This is a genomic window from Bhargavaea massiliensis, from assembly GCF_050480245.1.
Lineage (GTDB): Bacteria > Bacillota > Bacilli > Bacillales > Anoxybacillaceae > Anoxybacillus.
Window position 1 is genome coordinate 24,871 of sequence record NZ_JBCNEQ010000008.1, and the last position, 17,122, is coordinate 41,992.

Annotated in this window: 15 protein-coding genes, 4 pseudogenes and 1 riboswitch; of the genes and pseudogenes, 10 read left to right on the top strand and 9 right to left on the bottom strand. The window is 42.1% G+C overall.

Features of this window, described 5'->3' with window-relative positions:
• Positions 1-97 precede the first annotated feature (97 nt).
• Positions 98-1,493: pseudogene (locus ABEV15_RS02460) on the bottom strand (DDE-type integrase/transposase/recombinase).
• A 263-nt stretch (positions 1,494-1,756) separates the two neighbouring features.
• Between ABEV15_RS02460 and ABEV15_RS02465 the strand changes: the two are divergent.
• Positions 1,757-3,568: a YncE family protein gene (locus ABEV15_RS02465; RefSeq protein WP_498852293.1), complete on the top strand. Its 1,812-nt coding sequence runs from the start codon at positions 1,757-1,759 to the stop codon at positions 3,566-3,568.
• 64 nt (positions 3,569-3,632) lie between these two features.
• Here the strand turns inward: ABEV15_RS02465 and ABEV15_RS02470 are convergent.
• Positions 3,633-3,896: pseudogene (locus ABEV15_RS02470) on the bottom strand (transposase); the annotation flags it as partial.
• Between the two features lie 289 nt (positions 3,897-4,185).
• Between ABEV15_RS02470 and ABEV15_RS02475 the strand changes: the two are divergent.
• The 6 genes from ABEV15_RS02475 to ABEV15_RS02500 all read left to right on the top strand — a co-directional run bounded on the left by ABEV15_RS02475 (position 4,186) and on the right by ABEV15_RS02500 (position 8,312).
• Entirely contained in the window at positions 4,186-4,383 is a 198-nt protein-coding gene (locus ABEV15_RS02475; RefSeq protein WP_498852294.1) for an Rpn/YhgA-type helix-turn-helix domain-containing protein, read from the top strand.
• Positions 4,384-4,726: 343 nt separating this feature from the next.
• Positions 4,727-5,191, top strand: a complete 465-nt coding sequence (locus ABEV15_RS02480; protein ID WP_091701835.1) for an NUDIX hydrolase — start codon at positions 4,727-4,729, stop codon at positions 5,189-5,191.
• A gap of 144 nt (positions 5,192-5,335) precedes the next feature.
• Positions 5,336-5,764, top strand: coding sequence for an NUDIX domain-containing protein (locus ABEV15_RS02485; RefSeq protein WP_498852295.1), 429 nt, complete (start codon positions 5,336-5,338; stop codon positions 5,762-5,764).
• Positions 5,765-5,894: 130 nt separating this feature from the next.
• Positions 5,895-7,019 carry a conserved virulence factor C family protein gene (locus ABEV15_RS02490; RefSeq protein ID WP_498852296.1) on the top strand — a complete coding sequence of 375 codons (1,125 nt, stop codon included), beginning with the start codon at positions 5,895-5,897 and terminating at the stop codon, positions 7,017-7,019.
• Between the two features lie 32 nt (positions 7,020-7,051).
• Positions 7,052-7,477: an NUDIX domain-containing protein gene (locus tag ABEV15_RS02495; protein ID WP_043967025.1), complete on the top strand. Its 426-nt coding sequence runs from the start codon at positions 7,052-7,054 to the stop codon at positions 7,475-7,477.
• 127 nt (positions 7,478-7,604) lie between these two features.
• Positions 7,605-8,312, top strand: a complete 708-nt coding sequence (locus ABEV15_RS02500; protein WP_498852297.1) for a DsbA family oxidoreductase — start codon at positions 7,605-7,607, stop codon at positions 8,310-8,312.
• 50 nt (positions 8,313-8,362) lie between these two features.
• Here ABEV15_RS02500 and ABEV15_RS02505 read toward each other — a convergent pair whose 3' ends face one another.
• The gene (locus ABEV15_RS02505; RefSeq protein WP_498852298.1) at positions 8,363-8,932 is read right to left on the bottom strand and encodes a Uma2 family endonuclease; all 570 of its coding nucleotides are present in this window, start codon (positions 8,930-8,932) and stop codon (positions 8,363-8,365) included.
• 161 nt (positions 8,933-9,093) lie between these two features.
• Between ABEV15_RS02505 and ABEV15_RS02510 the strand changes: the two genes are divergently transcribed.
• Both ABEV15_RS02510 and ABEV15_RS02515 read left to right on the top strand, forming a co-directional pair.
• On the top strand, positions 9,094-9,873 hold the full coding sequence (locus tag ABEV15_RS02510; protein ID WP_498852299.1) for a GNAT family N-acetyltransferase: 780 nt from the start codon (positions 9,094-9,096) through the stop codon (positions 9,871-9,873).
• A 122-nt stretch (positions 9,874-9,995) separates the two neighbouring features.
• Positions 9,996-10,385, top strand: a complete 390-nt coding sequence (locus ABEV15_RS02515) for a gamma-glutamylcyclotransferase family protein (RefSeq protein ID WP_498852300.1) — start codon at positions 9,996-9,998, stop codon at positions 10,383-10,385.
• 98 nt (positions 10,386-10,483) lie between these two features.
• On the opposite strand, the gene ABEV15_RS02520 is transcribed toward ABEV15_RS02515, so the two are convergent.
• The 3 genes from ABEV15_RS02520 to ABEV15_RS02530 all read right to left on the bottom strand — a co-directional run bounded on the left by ABEV15_RS02520 (position 10,484) and on the right by ABEV15_RS02530 (position 12,263).
• Positions 10,484-10,810 carry a YqzG/YhdC family protein gene (locus ABEV15_RS02520; protein ID WP_429633626.1) on the bottom strand — a complete coding sequence of 109 codons (327 nt, stop codon included), beginning with the start codon at positions 10,808-10,810 and terminating at the stop codon, positions 10,484-10,486.
• Between the two features lie 95 nt (positions 10,811-10,905).
• On the bottom strand, positions 10,906-11,292 hold the full coding sequence (locus tag ABEV15_RS02525) for a hypothetical protein (protein WP_429633624.1): 387 nt from the start codon (positions 11,290-11,292) through the stop codon (positions 10,906-10,908).
• Positions 11,289-12,263, bottom strand: coding sequence for a ParA family protein (locus tag ABEV15_RS02530; protein WP_498852301.1), 975 nt, complete (start codon positions 12,261-12,263; stop codon positions 11,289-11,291). Before ABEV15_RS02530 ends, ABEV15_RS02525 begins: the two co-directional genes overlap by 4 nt.
• A 156-nt stretch (positions 12,264-12,419) precedes the next feature.
• Between ABEV15_RS02530 and ABEV15_RS02535 the strand changes: the two are divergent.
• Positions 12,420-12,661 (top strand): annotated as a pseudogene (locus tag ABEV15_RS02535) (iron chaperone); the annotation flags it as partial.
• On the opposite strand, the pseudogene ABEV15_RS02540 reads toward ABEV15_RS02535, so the two are convergent.
• The 3 genes and pseudogenes from ABEV15_RS02540 to thiC all read right to left on the bottom strand — a co-directional run.
• A pseudogene (locus ABEV15_RS02540) lies at positions 12,660-12,791 on the bottom strand (aldehyde dehydrogenase family protein); the annotation flags it as partial. The pseudogenes ABEV15_RS02535 and ABEV15_RS02540 overlap by 2 nt on opposite strands.
• 605 nt (positions 12,792-13,396) lie before the next feature.
• Complete coding sequence (locus ABEV15_RS02545) at positions 13,397-14,860, bottom strand: potassium/proton antiporter (RefSeq protein WP_498852302.1); 1,464 nt, start codon at positions 14,858-14,860, stop codon at positions 13,397-13,399.
• Positions 14,861-14,972: 112 nt separating this feature from the next.
• The gene (thiC, locus tag ABEV15_RS02550; RefSeq protein ID WP_498852303.1) at positions 14,973-16,661 is read right to left on the bottom strand and encodes a phosphomethylpyrimidine synthase ThiC; all 1,689 of its coding nucleotides are present in this window, start codon (positions 16,659-16,661) and stop codon (positions 14,973-14,975) included.
• A 107-nt stretch (positions 16,662-16,768) separates the two neighbouring features.
• Positions 16,769-16,883: riboswitch (TPP riboswitch) on the bottom strand.
• Positions 16,884-17,122: the final 239 nt, after the last annotated feature.

Genomic DNA, 17,122 nt, shown 5'->3' on the forward strand with positions numbered 1-17,122 from the left:
GGCAGAAAAAAGGGCATAGGAAAGCAGCCCTTGCCCATTCCTTATTTTACCTTTGGCGAGGTTCGGATGGTCAAGGGTACGCTCCGCCGAATCCCTACTAGACAGCCTGTTGTTTCAGAAAGTCTTGCGCCATGGCAATCAGCTTGCCCCAACGCGCAGGCATATGTGGAAGGCTGTCCAACTCTGGGAGGACGACCGGCACTCGGTTTTCTAATGCCCCATGTGGACGTAAGAAGTTGAAATACGCCACAAAGAGCGTGACAAGGGAAACCGAACCTTCTTCTGCACCGAAGCCGTGAGTCGGTCGATAGTTCCCTTTAAATGTTCGGTGGAATCGTTCGATGATCTGTTTCAATGGCCGAAATTCTTCCGACACAGGATCTTCATTGGTCAACCCGATGACTTGTCGAACATCGAAATGAATGCCATGTTGGGCGAAAAAGTGTTGCGCTAATAAATAAATCGGGTTCCCATCGACGACAAGAGAGAGCGCCTTTGGAATCGAAGGCAACTTCTTTAGGACGTCATCCATGGCGCGAATCGCGATAAGACAATACGATCTTTTTCACGGCATCCAACATAAAGAACAGATAATGCCAACGTCCTTTGACGCGAATATACGTCTCGTCCCCACAAAAGGAGCCAGACAGCTCGTAAGGAAAGTGATCGATGAAAGGCTTGACGCTCAGCGCGACACTGTGGGCATAGTTGATGACCGTTTGGTGAGAAATCGACACCCCATGCACGTCCTTCATGACGCCCGCTGTTTTTCGGGAAGACATTCCGTAGTTGACGTGATACGTCAAAATCAGCCCAAGGGTGTGAGAAGACACCGACAGACGGGACACATCCACCTTTGGCTTTTTCGGAGAAGACGGTGCCAATGGACGAAAGTCAAACAGAAATTCGCGGTAGATGTACCGAACTTTAAAGGCATGAGGTTCCTGTTTAAATCGTTTCCGTTCGCGAGCATTCATGCGCCGAAGGTTCGTTTGGTAAAACGAACAATCATCGTTTTTGCATTTGTAGATGTAGTAATCCTTGCGTTCTTTGATTTTCTCTAGTGTCTTTAAGCAGTGCGGACAACGCATAATGACTTGCTTGGCAAACCGGCTTCGGTGATTGAATCGGCCATGGCACACTTTGCACTGATACTGTCCCTTTCCACCATTGTTGGCATACAAATAGGCGGAGGGTGCTTGGCATTGCGGACAGGTCAGTGTATCTGGGACGGTGGCTTTGGCGTTGGTGCGTCGTTGAATCGGCTTTAACGGTCGCCCATGTTTTTGTTCGTACTCGACAAGAAGTTGGCGGTAGTCCAGACGCGGAAGCGTGTCGATGACCGGTAGCTCATCGACTTGAAGTTTCTGATACGGCTTACGCACAGGTTCTTCGACATCCACGTTGGTGAGGGACTTCCCGAGAAGCGCCCCCATCAAATAAATAATAATTTGATATTGGGTCTTGATTATTTCAAACAAATACGCTAATATTGAGGTAACAAGCTTGTCACTCCTTTGTTTGGGTGGTTGTGTGTGTCGTTACCTCAATCATACCGCGAACAACAGGGGTGGCAAGCTTTTTTTATCATTCATTGCGTAAAATCAACAAAAAATCGGGGTACGTCTTTAAAACTTTTGACAGTACCGGATGGATAAGGAATGGTCAAATGTCGGTGCTCGATTGTTTGAGCTATGCTATGCGCAAGGAATGTATAAGGAAGGAATTGGAAATCATTGTTTGACGGGGGATTGGAATGGGAACAACATTTAGGAAAGGTTTTTTATTTTGTCTCTTCTTGTTTATCTGTCTTTTCCATGTGTTTCCTTCCGCTAAAGCGGAAGCGGCCGGACCGCGTACGCAACAGCTTCCTGGGCGCGTGCTCGATTGGGTCATGGATGATCAAAATGGGTATATTTATGCGCTCACGGAAAAGGGGATGTTATTATTTATTGAAGCGAGCACATTGTCGATCAAAAAGCAGGAACCCGTTTCTCTGCGGGCATACAGCGCTTTATGGCGGAAATATGCCCAGCGGTCGGTCACTCTTCTTTTGCGGGACGGGAAGCTGTATGTGCCGTCTGAAACATCGATAGACGTTTTTGACGTCAAAACAAAACGGCTGATTCAACGAGCCCCGTATAACGGATTGCCGTTTGGCCTATTAGGCAACAAAATCGTAACTTTCGGAAAGCAGTACGGGCGCGGGAAGACGACGTATGAGATGTACATGTGGGATTTGGCGGCGAAACGCCAAACAAGCCGGCTGATTGCTGATCCTAACTTTTTTTCCGTTTTTTCAGAGGAAAATACGTTGTTTTTCGATGAGAAGCGAGGTCTGGTCTTCATCGGTCGCAATGTTTCCATTCCTGATTTAGCGGTATTGCGCCTGTCCGATTTGAAGGTGGTGAAGCGAGTTTCGTATCAAGGGCCGAGAGGCAGCTCGCCCATCCATCCGCTCATCGTTGACGGAAGCGATGTGTTTTTTGCGGGAAGGCGCATTGATGCCGGAAATATCAACATGGTGCACGACTGTTATAACGGCCCCGTTTTAGATGTTCAAGGGGCCTACGTGGTGACAAATAAGGCGGTGTATGACCGTTACACCTCTGCTAAGATAAACGCGCTTCCATTCCCGACGAACTATGCGTTGATGGATGCAAAGTACAATTTGTATTTGATCAAAGAAGGGGAAAATCGAATTTATAAATATCCATTGCCGGCCGATGAGAGCTATTATGTTCGATCGTCCCATTATGCTTTCACCAATGTCCCCATTTCCCATTTGGCTTATGATTCGTCGACCGGATGGTTGTATGTGTTGTCCGCCGAAGACAGCAAACTGTTTGTCATTCGCGCCAGCGACATGAAAATGGTGAAAGAAATTCATCCCGGACCGCAGCCGACGGATGTAAAAATTGATGGCGGCAAGGTGTATGTTGCGCTATCGGGAGCGACGAAAATGGCGATTTACGACGCCAAAACAATGCGGTTTCTTGGAACGGTGCCGCTGATCGCTGCTCCGCGTTCATTGGCGATCGGGGACGGGAAAATTTTCTTCACGGACAATAGCCGCACGTTGACGGGATCGATTGCCGTTTATGATATGAAGACGAAAAAACAATGGCGAATCCCAAAGGTATTCATCAATCCGTTGATTGGGTATGACGAAAAACAAAATGTATTGTATGTCGGACAGGAAGGAACATCGGATCATGATCTGTATGCGGTGCGGCTTTCCGATTGGCATGTTTCGCAACTATTGTCCTTCCCTGGAGGGGATGATGCCTTTTTTATGAACGGCGGGGAGATTTTTTACGGAAAGGCGCGCATCAATCCAGCCCAGCCCGGCGCATTGGTGGCCGCTGAATTTCCGGAGCCGCTTCGGGCGGCGAGCCGTCAATATATCATCACCAGCCGTGCCATTTATAACCGGGCAACAGGAACGAAAATCACCGATTTGTCATCTGAAGCGTTGCTCGCAACGGCTGGAGATGATGGAATGATCTTCACGTATCGAAAAGTGGCTACGAACCATTATTTGATTAAGCAAAAACTGTCTCAGTGAACTACCCCCACTTAATTTTCTAGCGAAAATTTGAAGTGGGGGCTTCCAAAGAAGTTTGACTGCTTCAAGCAATCCTTATTCTTTGAGGCGTGTCCACTTCGCCGCTAGAGCATAAGACACTCAGGTCTACAGCTTTACTTTTCTTTAAGATGTTTAATGCGCCATTGACATCCTGTTTACGAGTGGTGCCTTTGATTTTTTGCTTATCTTTCATGCTTTGAAGTCTGGCATTTTCTTTGTTAAACCATTGATTTATACTTTTTAATCTCCGCCCATCAATGATGAATGATCTGCCGTCTGATGTGACACAAGTTTTTACTGAATCTATCCTATTTTCAGCAAAATATAGTTAAGGCGATTCATCTCCCACTTACTCCGCTTCGCTTCGTTGAAGTGGGAGTCTTCTCGCCTAATTAAGATAAAATTGCCATTGCTGGGAGCGTTGGTTCTCCAAAGCGCATGAAACAGTTTTCACAACGTCTAGACGGGCTCGTACCTCCGCTCGTCTCGTTTTATAAAGAAGCAAATATGTCATTATGAGGATGATGCCCAAAGGTGAATTTCCCAAGGCGTTCAATCACTGAAACACGTCTGTTCACAGATAGGAGGGTCTTTCCATGTCACAACAGCGTAAATCGATAGGTACGGTGCCTGTCACGCTCAAAAAGAAAAAAGCGCTAGAAAAAGGTTTGAAAGAAGGACTACAACAAGAAAAGCGCCACATTGCGAAAAAGATGCTGGAAAAAGGCTACGACGTACAGACAATTCATGAACTAACGGAATTGTCTGTGGAAGAGATTGAGGGGTTGAAGTGATGTCATCCCTTGTCTGAAATTTTATTCATCCTTTTCTACAGTATTCGACAACATTTCTCGTTCTCTTTCTGTACAATAAAATCGGTTTTATAATCAACGAAAGGAAAGGGGGCGACTGAATCAACACTACATAACTGAATATAGCAAACGATATTCCTATTCATACCGTATCTTTATCGAATCCTAATCAGAAATACTCATTTACTCATCACATGGTTTATGGGTTAAGAAAATGGGATCATGACATGGCCATTGTAGCGCAATGTCAATATATTGCATCGTGCGAAAAAATTTAGTGAGATACATTTACTCTAAAATCAACTTATTGAAGGATGAGAAGAACATGAGGATTGTACCGAAGCACATAGTGGCTGTCTCCGGTTATATTGTAAATGACCATGGGGAAGTATTGCTTGTCAAAACACATTACCGTTCCGATACATGGGAACTTCCTGGTGGACAAGTCGAAGAAGGAGAGTCTTTGCATCATGCATTAGTAAGGGAAGTGCATGAAGAAACAGGATTGAAAATAGTACCACTGGGAGTAACAGGAGTATATTACAATGCTACGGACCATATATTAGTTGTTGTATTTCGTGCGAAGTATGAAGAAGGTGATTTGAACATTCAGACCCAGGAAATAAAGGAAGCAAATTTTTTTCTGCTAACTAGCAAAAACATTTCAAAATATATAACGAGACCGCATATCGCTTCACGAGTACAGGATGCGATGAAATGTAATTGTTTAGTACCGTATGAAGCATGGGAAGTGTCACCGTGTCGAACGCTAGGAAGGGTGGGCGTATAACCGAACCTGCTTATCACGCCTATTTTCAAGATCATGATCCGAAATCACTTGAACGGTTAAGTGAAACAGAACAGTTAGAGTTGTTTTGAGCATAGGGAAAAAAGAGTCATTGTCTTTGATTTTCAATAATGTGGAGGAAAATGTATGTATCCGAATTATCGAATTTCTGTTGAAGTGATTGTATGGCACGATGGGAAAGTTCTTTTAACAAAACGAGCAGAACATTGTAAGGTAGCTCCGAATGTATGGAACGTTCCAGCTGGAAAAATAAAATATGATGAGATTCCTGTGCAAGGTTTGTTTCGAGAAGCGAAAGAGGAATTGAATTTGGATGTAGAATTGATAGAAGAACTATTCGTTCGAAATTTAAAAAGCAAAAGTGGTGACGAAGATATATATCGGGTTGTTTTCACGTATCTTGTCAAACCAAAAAATGATGATATTTCTTCACTTACACTAAACGACGAACATTCTGAATTTGCTTGGGTAACGAAAGAAGATCTCAAAGATTCTAAGTATGAAACGCTTCATGACGATATACGACACATTTTAGTGACAAAAGTGTTTGTGTAAGACGATGTGAAACCACCTCTGCGATTTATAGGGGTGGTATTTTTTATTGAGCGAAACTTTTGCTTTTCTTTATTTCTTCCTCTTTAATGAAGTTACGAAATATTTTTTGTAGAGGATAGGAGAGAAAGAAATGAAAATTCAATCGATTGAACCGACGCCAAGTCCAAATACAATGAAAGTGTTGCTTGATGAAGAGCTTCCATTTGGCACAAGTTATAACTATAAACCTGCGCAAGCTGCGCATGCGCCTGCCATTATCCAGCAATTGCTGCAAATTGAAGGCGTGAAAGGCATTTATCATGTCGCTGATTTTTTAGCCGTTGAGCGGCATGCGAAATATGACTGGAAACCGATTTTAACGAAGGTGCGCGAAGTATTTGGCGAGCAGGTGGAGGAACTCCAAGATAATGAGCCCGTACGCAACGATCATTTTGGCGAAGTGAAAGTGTATGTGCAAATGTTGTATGGCTTGCCGATGCAAGTGAAGTTAACGGATGGTCACGAAGAGAGACGTGTTGGCTTGCCAAAGCCGTTTGTCGATGCGGTGCTAGAAGCGCAAAAACATGCGGGGAATATCGTCATAGAGCGAAAATGGGTCGAAAAGGGCGTGCGGTACGGAACGTTTGAAGAAATCGGCGCTGATATTGTTGAGGAATTGTCTGCCGCTTATCCACCCGAACGGCTTGAACGGCTCGTGCACATGTTTAAACAAGGCGAACAGGCAAAAACACAAAAACGAACAAGCATTCAAGTAACAGAACAAATGCTAGAGAACCCAGACTGGACGAAACGATATGCGGCGTTGGAACAAATGATAGAGCCGAAGGAAACCGATTTGCCTGTATTGGCAAAGGCGTTAAAAGACGAAAAAGTCGCCATTCGTCGCTTAGCGACTGCGTATTTAGGAATGATTGGTGGCAAAAGCGTGCTTCCGTATTTGTATGAAGCACTCAAAGACTCAGCTGTTTCTGTGCGTCGTACAGCCGGTGACTGTTTGTCTGACATTGGTGACGTGGAAGCCATTCCTGTCATGGTTGAAGCGCTAAACGACGCAAGCAAGCTCGTTCGCTGGCGTGCCGCGATGTTTTTATACGAAAATGGTGATGAATCCGTCTTGCCTGCATTAAAAGCGGCCGAAAACGACCCGGAATTTGAGGTAAGCATGCAAGTAAAAATGGCGATTGAACGCATCGAAGGCGGCGAAGAAGCGAAAGGATCCGTTTGGAAACAAATGACGGAGAGTAGGAAGAGATAGATATCGTTATTTTAGTGGAGAGGAGAATTTTAATGCGAATACGCAAATGCGCTAGGGCAGTAATCACCAATGAATATCATGAAATTCTTCTTCAAAAATTTGAATTTACGGATGTCATAGGAAATGTCGTGTTATGGGTAACTCCCGGAGGTGGCATCAAGGGAAAGGAAACCCCAATCGAAGCTTTGAAAAGAGAACTACGTGAAGAGCTTGGAATTGTTGTTGATATTCGTGACGAACCACTATTTGAAATCGATGTATTCATTGAAGGAAAAAGCGATTCTTTTATAAGCCGGGAGATTTATTATAAGATAACGATTCAATCCGACACGATATTATCGATTGAAAATATGACTGAAAAAGAGAAAGATACGTTTATTGATTTAAAGTGGTGGAGTAAGGAAGAGTTGAAGAAAATAAAAAACTTTGCGCCGCGTGAAATATTGAACTATTTTTAGAAGGTAAATACATTTAGATGTGATGCTTGTCACACTTTAAGCAGATGATTTGAAGTGAGAAAGATATGTTCGTTACAATAAGGAAGAAAATTCCCTCCGATCTGGAGGACAAAACTGAGGTGTGACGATGAAAATTGAAGTATGGTCCGATTTTGTTTGTCCGTTTTGTTATATCGGAAAGCGACGATTAGAAGAGGCGCTTGCGTCTTTTCCGTATCGGGAGAATGTCGAGGTCGTCTTTCGAAGCTTTGAGCTTGATCCGCATGCAAAAAAAGAAACGCCGCTCAGTATCCATGAAATCATTGCGCAAAAATACGGTATTTCCGTAGAAGAAGCGAAGCGGGCAAACGCCGATATTGGCAAGCAAGCGGAGGCGCTTGGTCTTACGTTCCGTTTTGAGACGATGAAACCGACCAATACGTTTGATGCCCACCGTCTCGCGCAATATGCGAAGGAAAAAGGGAAACTTCACGAAGTAGTAGAACGGCTGTTTTACGCTTATTTTACCGAATCGAAGCGAATTAGCGACCGCGATGTGTTGCTTGAACTTGCCGAAGCAGCAGGGCTTGACCGTAAAGAGACGGAAGCGGTGCTTGCTGACGGTCGCTATGCAGAACAAGTGCGACATGAGGAAGCAATAGCGGCTCAACTCGGCGTTCGCGGTGTACCGTTTTTCGTGCTCAATCAAAAATATGCGATTTCTGGCGCTCAGCCCGTCGACGTATTCCGCCAAGCATTAGAAAAAGTATGGGCAGAAGAACAGCAGTCCTCATCGCTGCAATCGCTAGCGGAAGAAGGAAAAACGTGCACGGACGGAAATTGCGCTATCGACTAAATTTAAGCAAATGAAAAGCCGGCTAGGGAACTCTAGCCGGCGTTATCTTATTACACATCATCCATATGCAAGATGGAATTAAGCGAAATTGCTAAATCTGGATACAAAAAAGACGTTAACACATCTTTCGGACCGAATACTGCGCGTTTTTGAAACTGCCCGTCTTCTAAGCCGATGACTTCAATCGTCCGATTGCTTGGGTCGACCATCCAATACTCTTTCACGCCGTTTGTTTCATATAAATAATATTTTTGGTTTCGATCTTTAATTCCTGTGCTAGCGGATAACACTTCGATCACGAGATCAGGTGCGCCTTGTACTCGGTTTTTCTTCAGTTGATTTAAATTGCAAATGACGAATAAGTCTGGCTGTACAACGGTTTGCGCTTCTTCTTCATTGTTATCTGTATCGAATTGCACGTCAAATGGGGACAAGATAAGGCGGCATCCACGTGCTTTGAAGTAAGGAGCTAAGGCGAGATGCAGTTCGCCGACGACATATTGATGAATATACGAAGGCGATGCAAGCAAATAAGGAACACCGTCAATTAGCTCCCAATTTCCTTCCCATTGCTGAATATCTTTATATGAATACATACGACCGTGTTGTGCTTTTTCCATCTCTTCCACATCCTTTTTTCTACATTATATCATAATGAGAAAGTACTTTTGACATACGGCGAAACCAACACTTCATTTGTGTTGTCTGGACAAATTTCAACAAAATTTTGTCTTTATATTTGCTATAGTAGAATTAATATTGATCGTAAAGGGAGATGGACATGATTCGTAAGTTGAATAGCGCAGATCATCATGTTGTGTTTTCTTTTTTAAGGCAGGAGCCTTCATTGAATCTTTTTATTATCGGTGATATTGAAGCGTTTGGATATGAGCAAGAGTTTCAAGAGCTGTGGGGCGACTTTGATGAGAATGGCGAGTTGCGAGCTGTATTGTTGCGATTTTATGATTCGTATATTCCATATGCTCCAGGGGAGTTTGATATAGAGGGATTTGCGAAAATTATGAGACATGCCGCTCAGCCTGTTCGACTCTCAGGCAAAACCGAGCTTGTCGCAAAATTTGAACCTCTCTTATCACTTGGAAAAAAGCGTGTGACGTATTTTTGCGAATGTAACGAAATCATATTTCCGGAAGTGGAAAGCCGCTATGAAATAAAACAAGCAACGATTGATGATGTCGATCGAATACTTGAATTGCGCAGTCGCATTGCTGAGTTTTCGGTGCTTCCTTCATCGCGTGATATGCTTGTCAAATCGTTAGAAACAAATACAGGGCGTGTGTACTATATCGAGGAAGATGGTCGCATGGTGTCGTCTGTTGCGACAACTGCAGAAAATACGCTATCTGCGATGGTTGTCGGCGTTTGCACAGATCCGAATGATCGTCACAAAGGGTATGCAAGCGAAATCATGAAACGAGTTATCCAAGACTACATTCGCGCAGGCAAAACGTTATGTTTATTTTATGATAATCCGAGTGCAGGACGTATTTATAAAAGACTCGGTTTTTATGATATCGGGATGTGGACGATGTATGTGTGACATATGGTTTTTGTTTGCGGTTTTGCGTATACGTTGACACATATAAACAAAATGAAAGGCGTGGATGCATATGCCATTATATTTTCCGTATGACTATATGTAGCCTGCTGAGGTGAGCGAAGATGAAATCGTTTCAAGTGTTCGTATATGGGACGTTGCTGCAAGGGGAGTCGAATCATCATGTTGTTGCCCCGTATGTTGCACATATCGAGAAAGGTGCTGTATGTGGTTGGCTTCATAGCGTTCATGATTTGTACCCGGCTTTAGTGCTTGATCCGTCTGCTCCTCCTGTGGAAGGGGAATGGCTGACGGTGAGCGAAAAAGGACTAAGGGCAATGGATCGGCTTGAAGGGTATTACGGAGAAGGAAGGTACAACGATTATGAGCGAGTATTCGTGACAGATGTAAACGGAAAAAATGCCGGATTTGTGTATGTATACCCAAGCGAGCGAGCGAAACATTTGCCGCGAATCGGCACGTCGTGGAGAGCGTATAGGCTGTCACGTCTGTGAGGTGCGTTTTGCTCATGTGATGATACGAATGACGTGATATATGTTTCATGTTTTCTATTGATATAATAAAAACCGATGCGGTCGTATAGCCGCATCGGTCATCTTGGCGTTTCTTGAAAAGTGATGTCCACAATTTGTTCTGTCGCCGTGTTAAATGTAATCGTTACAAACACGCCAAATTCTTTTTTGTCTGCTTTTAACCATAGTTTGAATGTTTCGCTTGTTGTATTTGCGTGTTGTTTTCGGCCGACGTGAAGATAGTCAACGACCGTAGCATTCGGGTATTTCTCTTTCGTTTCCGAAACAGCGAGTTTTCCCCATTTCGCGTACGCCGGCTGTTCTGCCGCAATGACCGTATGAGAGGAAAAGAGATTTCCAATTGTACACATGCTTAACATGCATAACAAGACTAATCCATGTCGCATTTGTATAAACCTCGCTTTTTACTTTTTATCGTTTCCAGCAATTACGTCATTATACGTTTGATTTATTGTCCAGAAAATAAATAGGCGAACAGCTATTATATCTGTTCGCTCATTTGTTTTTTCGATTTTCTATTTGCCATTTGGGCGTATAGTTCAGGAAAGCTGCAATGGGATACAATTGACTCAATTAATATTTGTTTTGTGTCTCTCTTTTGTAATTTCATATTCATTTGTGCCCCGATATGAAGCAGTTGTTCTTTTTTAAAAGACATTAAAAACGTTGTTGCTTCCTCTTTATTCATGTTTTTTATTTTTTTTATGACGTTTGCATAGTCCGTTACGTTTGTGGTTTGCTTTTTTCGTGTTTGATTTTGCAACTTTGCAGAAAGATCATCCAGCATTTCTTCGACTGTACAATGCTCATAATGTTTTAAAATAATGAGCGCTTTTTCTAACATATGTGTTAATGTTTTTACGTTCATACGACAATTCCCCCACCAATTCGGTTTAAAAATTCGAGCGTCATTTTCTTCACACATTCACTTTGTTTCCCTTGATGGTTTTCAACAGCAAATACAGGATAACTGAGCATGGATGCTCGCGTGATGGCATCACCATATGGTAAATAGCTGTTAAATATCATGTCAGATGAAAGCGTACGTTTCAATGTATTGATCATATTTTCCTGTGTTTGTTTTGGATGATTTCCGTATTCGCGAATGAAATTGAGGACGATTCCAATGAGTTTTGTATCACTATATTCTTTTGAACTAGATTGAAACCTTTCGTTTAACTCATCGACTTTATTTTTAATGGCTGAGATACCGTATGAAGAAAGACGATCAGGAATCGCGGGAATTAAATAGTAATCGCTTGCGTACAGGGCGTTTTGCGTAATGTAATTTAAATTCGGTGGACAATCGATAAAAATAAAATCATATTCATGTTTTATCGTGTTTAAAATATGGTGTAGCATTTGAAATTTATAAATGTCCGAACCAAATAAATGTTCTTTGAAATATGGCCTTGAGTAAACGGCAATATCCATGTCTGTATGGATAAGTTCAGCGTGTGCTGGAAGCAAATCAATATGTTCATACACTTTCTCATTTTTACTTCGCACGCACGCTTTTAAAATAAAGTCGTCCACATCTACTTGTGGATGCTCATTTTTCAAGTAATGTTCAATTAAATCTTTCAACGTACCGATCGGAGGTGTTTTATGATAGGCTAATTGTTCAAACCGTTCGGGTGTTAAACATGAAATAGAGAGGTTACATTGTGCGTCTGCATCTACTAACAACACTTTTGGTTGAGCATGTTCAAAACCAAACAGTTCTAATTCGTCGGATGATAAATGTTGTAGTCCTGTCGCTAAATGATGAGTGACGGTCGTCTTTCCCACCCCGCCTTTCCAGTTGATAATACTAACGACTTTCGCCTGTTGCTCCATGATGATCGCCTCCTGTTGCATATGAACGATTCATGTGTATGAGGAAAAGTGCAAAGTTATGACGAATTATTGGCGTAATATTAGGATGATGGACATATTGTTTTGTGTCATAATGTTGATAGCAGAAGATGAGAGATGTAGCGAGGAGGAACACTTATGGAAGTTTTTGAACAATATTTAGCAAAGATTGATCATGTCGACCATCGCAACCGAGTAGAGGAAATTTTACGGTGGGTTGTGATACGTTCCCACAGTTACAACCGCAAATCAAATGGAATACACCTATGTTTACCGATCACGGGACATTTATTATCGGCTTTTCTACAGCCAAACACCATGTGAGTGTGTCACCTGAAGAAGCACGCATGGCTCATTTTGCTGATGAGATTGCCCAAGCCCAGTAACAGGTGAAATGTTTTCAAAATATTCCCCATCTATTGGCGGGACCCATTCCCCACCGATGAAATTTTCATATCTCTTTTTGAATGTAATGAGTGAACCAGGTTGTCCCGGTTGGGCGTAAATCATGTAAATTCCTCCTTTTGTATCCGTTTTCAAATAAAAATAAGTGACCAAGTCTGATATAAAAATATGTGTCGATTTGGTGAAATGTGATATGTTTGTTGGGGAAACGTTAGAGAAGTCTCATGTGATGTTATTTTATTGGGAATAAATATATTTGGAATGATGGAGGTAGAGAAAGGGAGGAACACTTTGTTCACCTCCCAAAACGGATCCAATATTCGTCTTCTCGTGATGCAACAGTACAAACAAACGAGCAACTTTTATTGCTCTTGTTCAGTTTCCGGGATAAAATGGTTATCGTTTCATGATGCCACAAGATGAAGCAGGGGTCGAGTTTGTTGTTGATGCGAGGAACCATCGTTATCCTTTTAACCGAATTGTTGGATATCATCAAATAGTACACGTTTAAGTGTTAGTATTGATGTTTTTTGTATTGGGTAGAGCCAGCGCCTATCTTTTCAGTGTACTGGGTTCCTCAGAAGCAGAAAATCACGAATGTCTTTGGGGATATTGTCTAAGCAACATATAGGGATCTTTCAGTAGAAATAATCGAAACAGGCATTGAAGAGGAAAGCAAGAGCAGGGGGAATGTCCTGCTCTTGTCTTTATTAGAATGACGTATCTTCAGTAATTGAAAATATTTTATAAATCTCTGATCTTCTTCCTTTTTCGATTAATATATAAACAACATCATTTTCGTGTAATCTCACGTTTCCTTTCGGGGTAATAATTTTATCATTACGAATAATAGCCGTAATTAAGCAATCCTTTGGCAATGGAAGTTGACTAATCGTCATATTTAGTAAATGTGACTGCTTATTACTGATATGGACTTCAACAATTTCCTTATTTGCTTTCGTCGTTGACATCAGTTCGATGGAGTGAGCCACTTCCCTCTTTTCTCCGAGTAGCAGTCCTAAATGCTTGGCTAAAAAAGAAGTTGTTGATCCTTGAATAAGGGCGGAAATGAGCACAATAAAGAAAACAATATTAAAAATGAGCTGACTATTTTCAATGTTCGAGGTAAGTGGGTAAGTTGCCAAGACGATCGGAACAGCACCTTTTAGCCCAGCCCAAGAAAGGAATAGCTTTTCCTTAATAGAGAAATTCATGTTTATTGTACTTATCATGACGCTGATCGGCCTCGCCACAACAATAAGTAGGATAGCTAGGGCGACACCTTCCCATGCTACTTTTACTAGTTCATTTGGAAAAACGAGTAGTCCGAGTAAAATGAACATAAATATTTGCATCATCCATGCTAGCCCTTCGTTAAAACGAAAAATAGAATGGCGATAAACGATTTGTGCATTGCCGACAAAAACGCCCATAATATATACCGAAAGAAACCCACTACCTTTTAGCAGGGCTGCTATACTATAAGAGAGTATCGCAAATGATAAAGATAGAGTGGGGTATAATCCCGAGGAATCAAGATTTATTTTATTCAAACACCACACAGTTAATTTTCCTAATCCAAGCCCAACAAGAATACCGATAACGATCTGCCAAATAAAGCTGAGAAAGGTGTGGGAAATAGTTAGTTCTGGCTGTTGGATAAATGTAATCAAGGAGAGGGTTAAAATAACGGCCATCGGATCGTTCATCCCCGACTCAGCTTCTAGTGTTGCTGAGAGACGGCGTTTTACATTGACGCTTCCTAGCGTAGCAAATATTGCTGCAGCGTCAGTCGAAGAAACGATAGCGCCTAATAGAAATCCCTCGGCCCATGAGACGTGTAAAATGTATTTGGCAAATATGCCTACGCAAATGGCAGTAATTAGCACTCCAAACGTTGCAAGGGAGGAAGCGGGAACTAAAACTTTTTTTAATGTATTCCACTTTGTGTTCATCCCACCTTCAAACAAAATAATGATTAACGCAAAAACGCCAACAATCTGGGTGAGAAAAGCGTTATCATAATATATAAATTTGGATAAAATCATTCCGACGAGTATGTAAAATACAAGTGATGGCACGCCTAGCCAAGAAGAAAACTTCGTTGTTAATACACCGATGATTAGAAGTAATCCTAACAGAAAAATGATGAAATCTGTGAGCAAGCAAGTCACCCCTTTCCATACTTTCTACTTAAAGTTACGACTTAAATTTAAGCTATGGTAAGCGGAATGTCAACGAATATGACTTAAATAACATTTTTTGTAAAAAAGTGCAAGCTGAGCGCTATCTCTCAGCTTGCATGATGTTTGTATATTCAACAAATTGTTTTGCCTTTTCTTTCATTCCTTCGCTTTGTAGTGTTTTTTGTAATTCATGAGAAATATTCATTGAACAAAATTTCGGACCGCACATCGAACAAAAATGAGCAAGCTTTGCTCCTTCGGCCGGTAGCGTTTCATCGTGATATTCACGTGCGCGCTCAGGATCTAGTGACAAGTTGAATTGATCTTGCCAACGGAACTCAAATCTCGCCTTTGATAATGCATCATCACGCGTTTGTGCGCCAGGGTGTCCTTTTGCTAAGTCAGCAGCGTGGGCAGCAATTTTGTAGGCGATGACTCCTTGGCGGACGTCTTCTTTATTCGGCAGGCCAAGATGTTCTTTTGGTGTCACATAGCAAAGCATGGCCGTACCGTGCCAGCCGATAAGCGCTGCACCGATAGCTGAGGTGATATGGTCGTAACCTGGTGCAATGTCGGTAGTGATAGGACCTAGCGTATAAAAAGGTGCCCCATGACAAATTTCAATTTGTTTATCGACATTTTCTTTAATTTTATGCATTGGAATATGCCCTGGACCTTCGATCATCACTTGGACATCATGTTCCCAAGCGATTTTTGTCAACTCTCCAAGTGTTTGTAACTCGGCGAATTGCGCCTCATCGTTTGCATCTGCAATTGAGCCTGGACGTAATCCATCCCCAAGTGAAATAGCAATATCGTAAGTTTTTAAAATTTCGCAAATTTCTTCGAAGTGGGTGTATAAAAAGTTTTCCTCATGGTGTGCTAAACACCATTGTGCCATAATTGAACCACCCCGAGAGACAATACCAGTTGTTCGGTTGACTGTTAGTGGGATATAGCGAAGTAAGACACCTGCATGAATAGTAAAATAGTCTACGCCTTGCTCGGCTTGTTCAATTAATGTTTCTCGATAAATGTCCCATGATAAGTTTTCGACAATGCCGTTCACTTTCTCTAACGCCTGGTAAATAGGTACAGTTCCAATCGGCACAGGGGAGTTTCGAATAATATATTCTCTTGTCTCGTGTATATGTTTTCCTGTCGATAAGTCCATGACTGTATCGGCACCCCAACGAACAGCCCAAAGCATTTTTTCAACTTCTTCTTCTAAGGAAGATGTGACAGCTGAATTTCCGATATTTGCGTTAATTTTCACATGGAATTTACTTCCTATAATCATTGGTTCACTTTCAGGGTGGTTAATATTAGCTGGGATAATTGCTCTTCCTGCTGCAACTTCTTGACGAACAAATTCGGGATCCATCTGTTCGCGAATAGCAACAAACTCCATTTCAGGTGTAATGATTCCTCGTTTTGCATAATGCATTTGGGTCACAACTTTCCCTTTTTTCGCACGAAAACGCCTAGGTGAAAAAGGAATGTTTGTTCTCACTAATGAAGGGCTATATTCTTCTACATCGCCACGCTCCGTTATCCATTTTTCTCTTAATTTTGGCAATCCTTTATCAATATTCGGCGCGAAAAGTGGGTCAGTGTATGGTCCACTCGTGTCATAGACTCGAATAGGCTCATTTTCTAGCATTGTTGTACCTGTTTTGGTTGGAGAAAGTTGAATTTCTCGCATTGGCACACGAACATCTTCACGCGTTCCGAGCACATACACTTTTTTACTCGAGGGAAATAGCATTGATGAAAATAAGTCTTTCATTTTTAATCGCTCCTTTTCATTTTTTAGTTGGAGCAACGCCAATACGTAAAAAGATCAGGCTCCATAACGAGAACCTGATCTTGTCCGCAAATAGCACAAGTAAAGAACACTCGCGCCATCTACTTCCCTACGCTGGCATCACCCAGATCAGGTTCAAAGGGTCAAAGAACTTTTGCGCGTTCTTCTCTCAGTCCAAGCTATTGGACACCCCTAGTAGATGATAAATTATGAATTTTAAAAATAGTCTAACATATGATAAAAATGTTGTAAAGTTATAAATGAAAAACTTGTTAAAATGGAGGCATAGTGGACGTACGAACCGATGATTTCGGGATGGAGTTCGTATGTTAGAAGTGCAGTGATAGAAGCGTCAACTACCCCCACTTAGCTAACGCTTGAAGTGAGGGCTTGCAACTCCCCAGAAGTGCAAACGGACTTCTTCCTCCTTCCTTGACTTGGGG

What these genes read in the sequence shown, in the direction of transcription:
- ABEV15_RS02465 (WP_498852293.1), top strand. Translation starts at nt 1,757, where the DNA reads ATGGGAACAACATTTAGGAAAGGTTTTTTATTTTGTCTCTTCTTGTTT.
- ABEV15_RS02520 (WP_429633626.1), bottom strand. Translation starts at nt 10,810, where the DNA reads ATGCGACATGGATTAGTCTTGTTATGCATGTTAAGCATGTGTACAATT.
- ABEV15_RS02475 (WP_498852294.1), top strand. Translation starts at nt 4,186, where the DNA reads ATGTCACAACAGCGTAAATCGATAGGTACGGTGCCTGTCACGCTCAAA.
- ABEV15_RS02495 (WP_043967025.1), top strand. Translation starts at nt 7,052, where the DNA reads ATGCGAATACGCAAATGCGCTAGGGCAGTAATCACCAATGAATATCAT.
- ABEV15_RS02510 (WP_498852299.1), top strand. Translation starts at nt 9,094, where the DNA reads ATGATTCGTAAGTTGAATAGCGCAGATCATCATGTTGTGTTTTCTTTT.
- ABEV15_RS02525 (WP_429633624.1), bottom strand. Translation starts at nt 11,292, where the DNA reads ATGAACGTAAAAACATTAACACATATGTTAGAAAAAGCGCTCATTATT.
- ABEV15_RS02515 (WP_498852300.1), top strand. Translation starts at nt 9,996, where the DNA reads ATGAAATCGTTTCAAGTGTTCGTATATGGGACGTTGCTGCAAGGGGAG.
- ABEV15_RS02485 (WP_498852295.1), top strand. Translation starts at nt 5,336, where the DNA reads ATGTATCCGAATTATCGAATTTCTGTTGAAGTGATTGTATGGCACGAT.
- ABEV15_RS02530 (WP_498852301.1), bottom strand. Translation starts at nt 12,263, where the DNA reads ATGGAGCAACAGGCGAAAGTCGTTAGTATTATCAACTGGAAAGGCGGG.
- ABEV15_RS02490 (WP_498852296.1), top strand. Translation starts at nt 5,895, where the DNA reads ATGAAAATTCAATCGATTGAACCGACGCCAAGTCCAAATACAATGAAA.
- ABEV15_RS02500 (WP_498852297.1), top strand. Translation starts at nt 7,605, where the DNA reads ATGAAAATTGAAGTATGGTCCGATTTTGTTTGTCCGTTTTGTTATATC.
- thiC (WP_498852303.1), bottom strand. Translation starts at nt 16,661, where the DNA reads ATGAAAGACTTATTTTCATCAATGCTATTTCCCTCGAGTAAAAAAGTG.
- ABEV15_RS02505 (WP_498852298.1), bottom strand. Translation starts at nt 8,932, where the DNA reads ATGGAAAAAGCACAACACGGTCGTATGTATTCATATAAAGATATTCAG.
- ABEV15_RS02480 (WP_091701835.1), top strand. Translation starts at nt 4,727, where the DNA reads ATGAGGATTGTACCGAAGCACATAGTGGCTGTCTCCGGTTATATTGTA.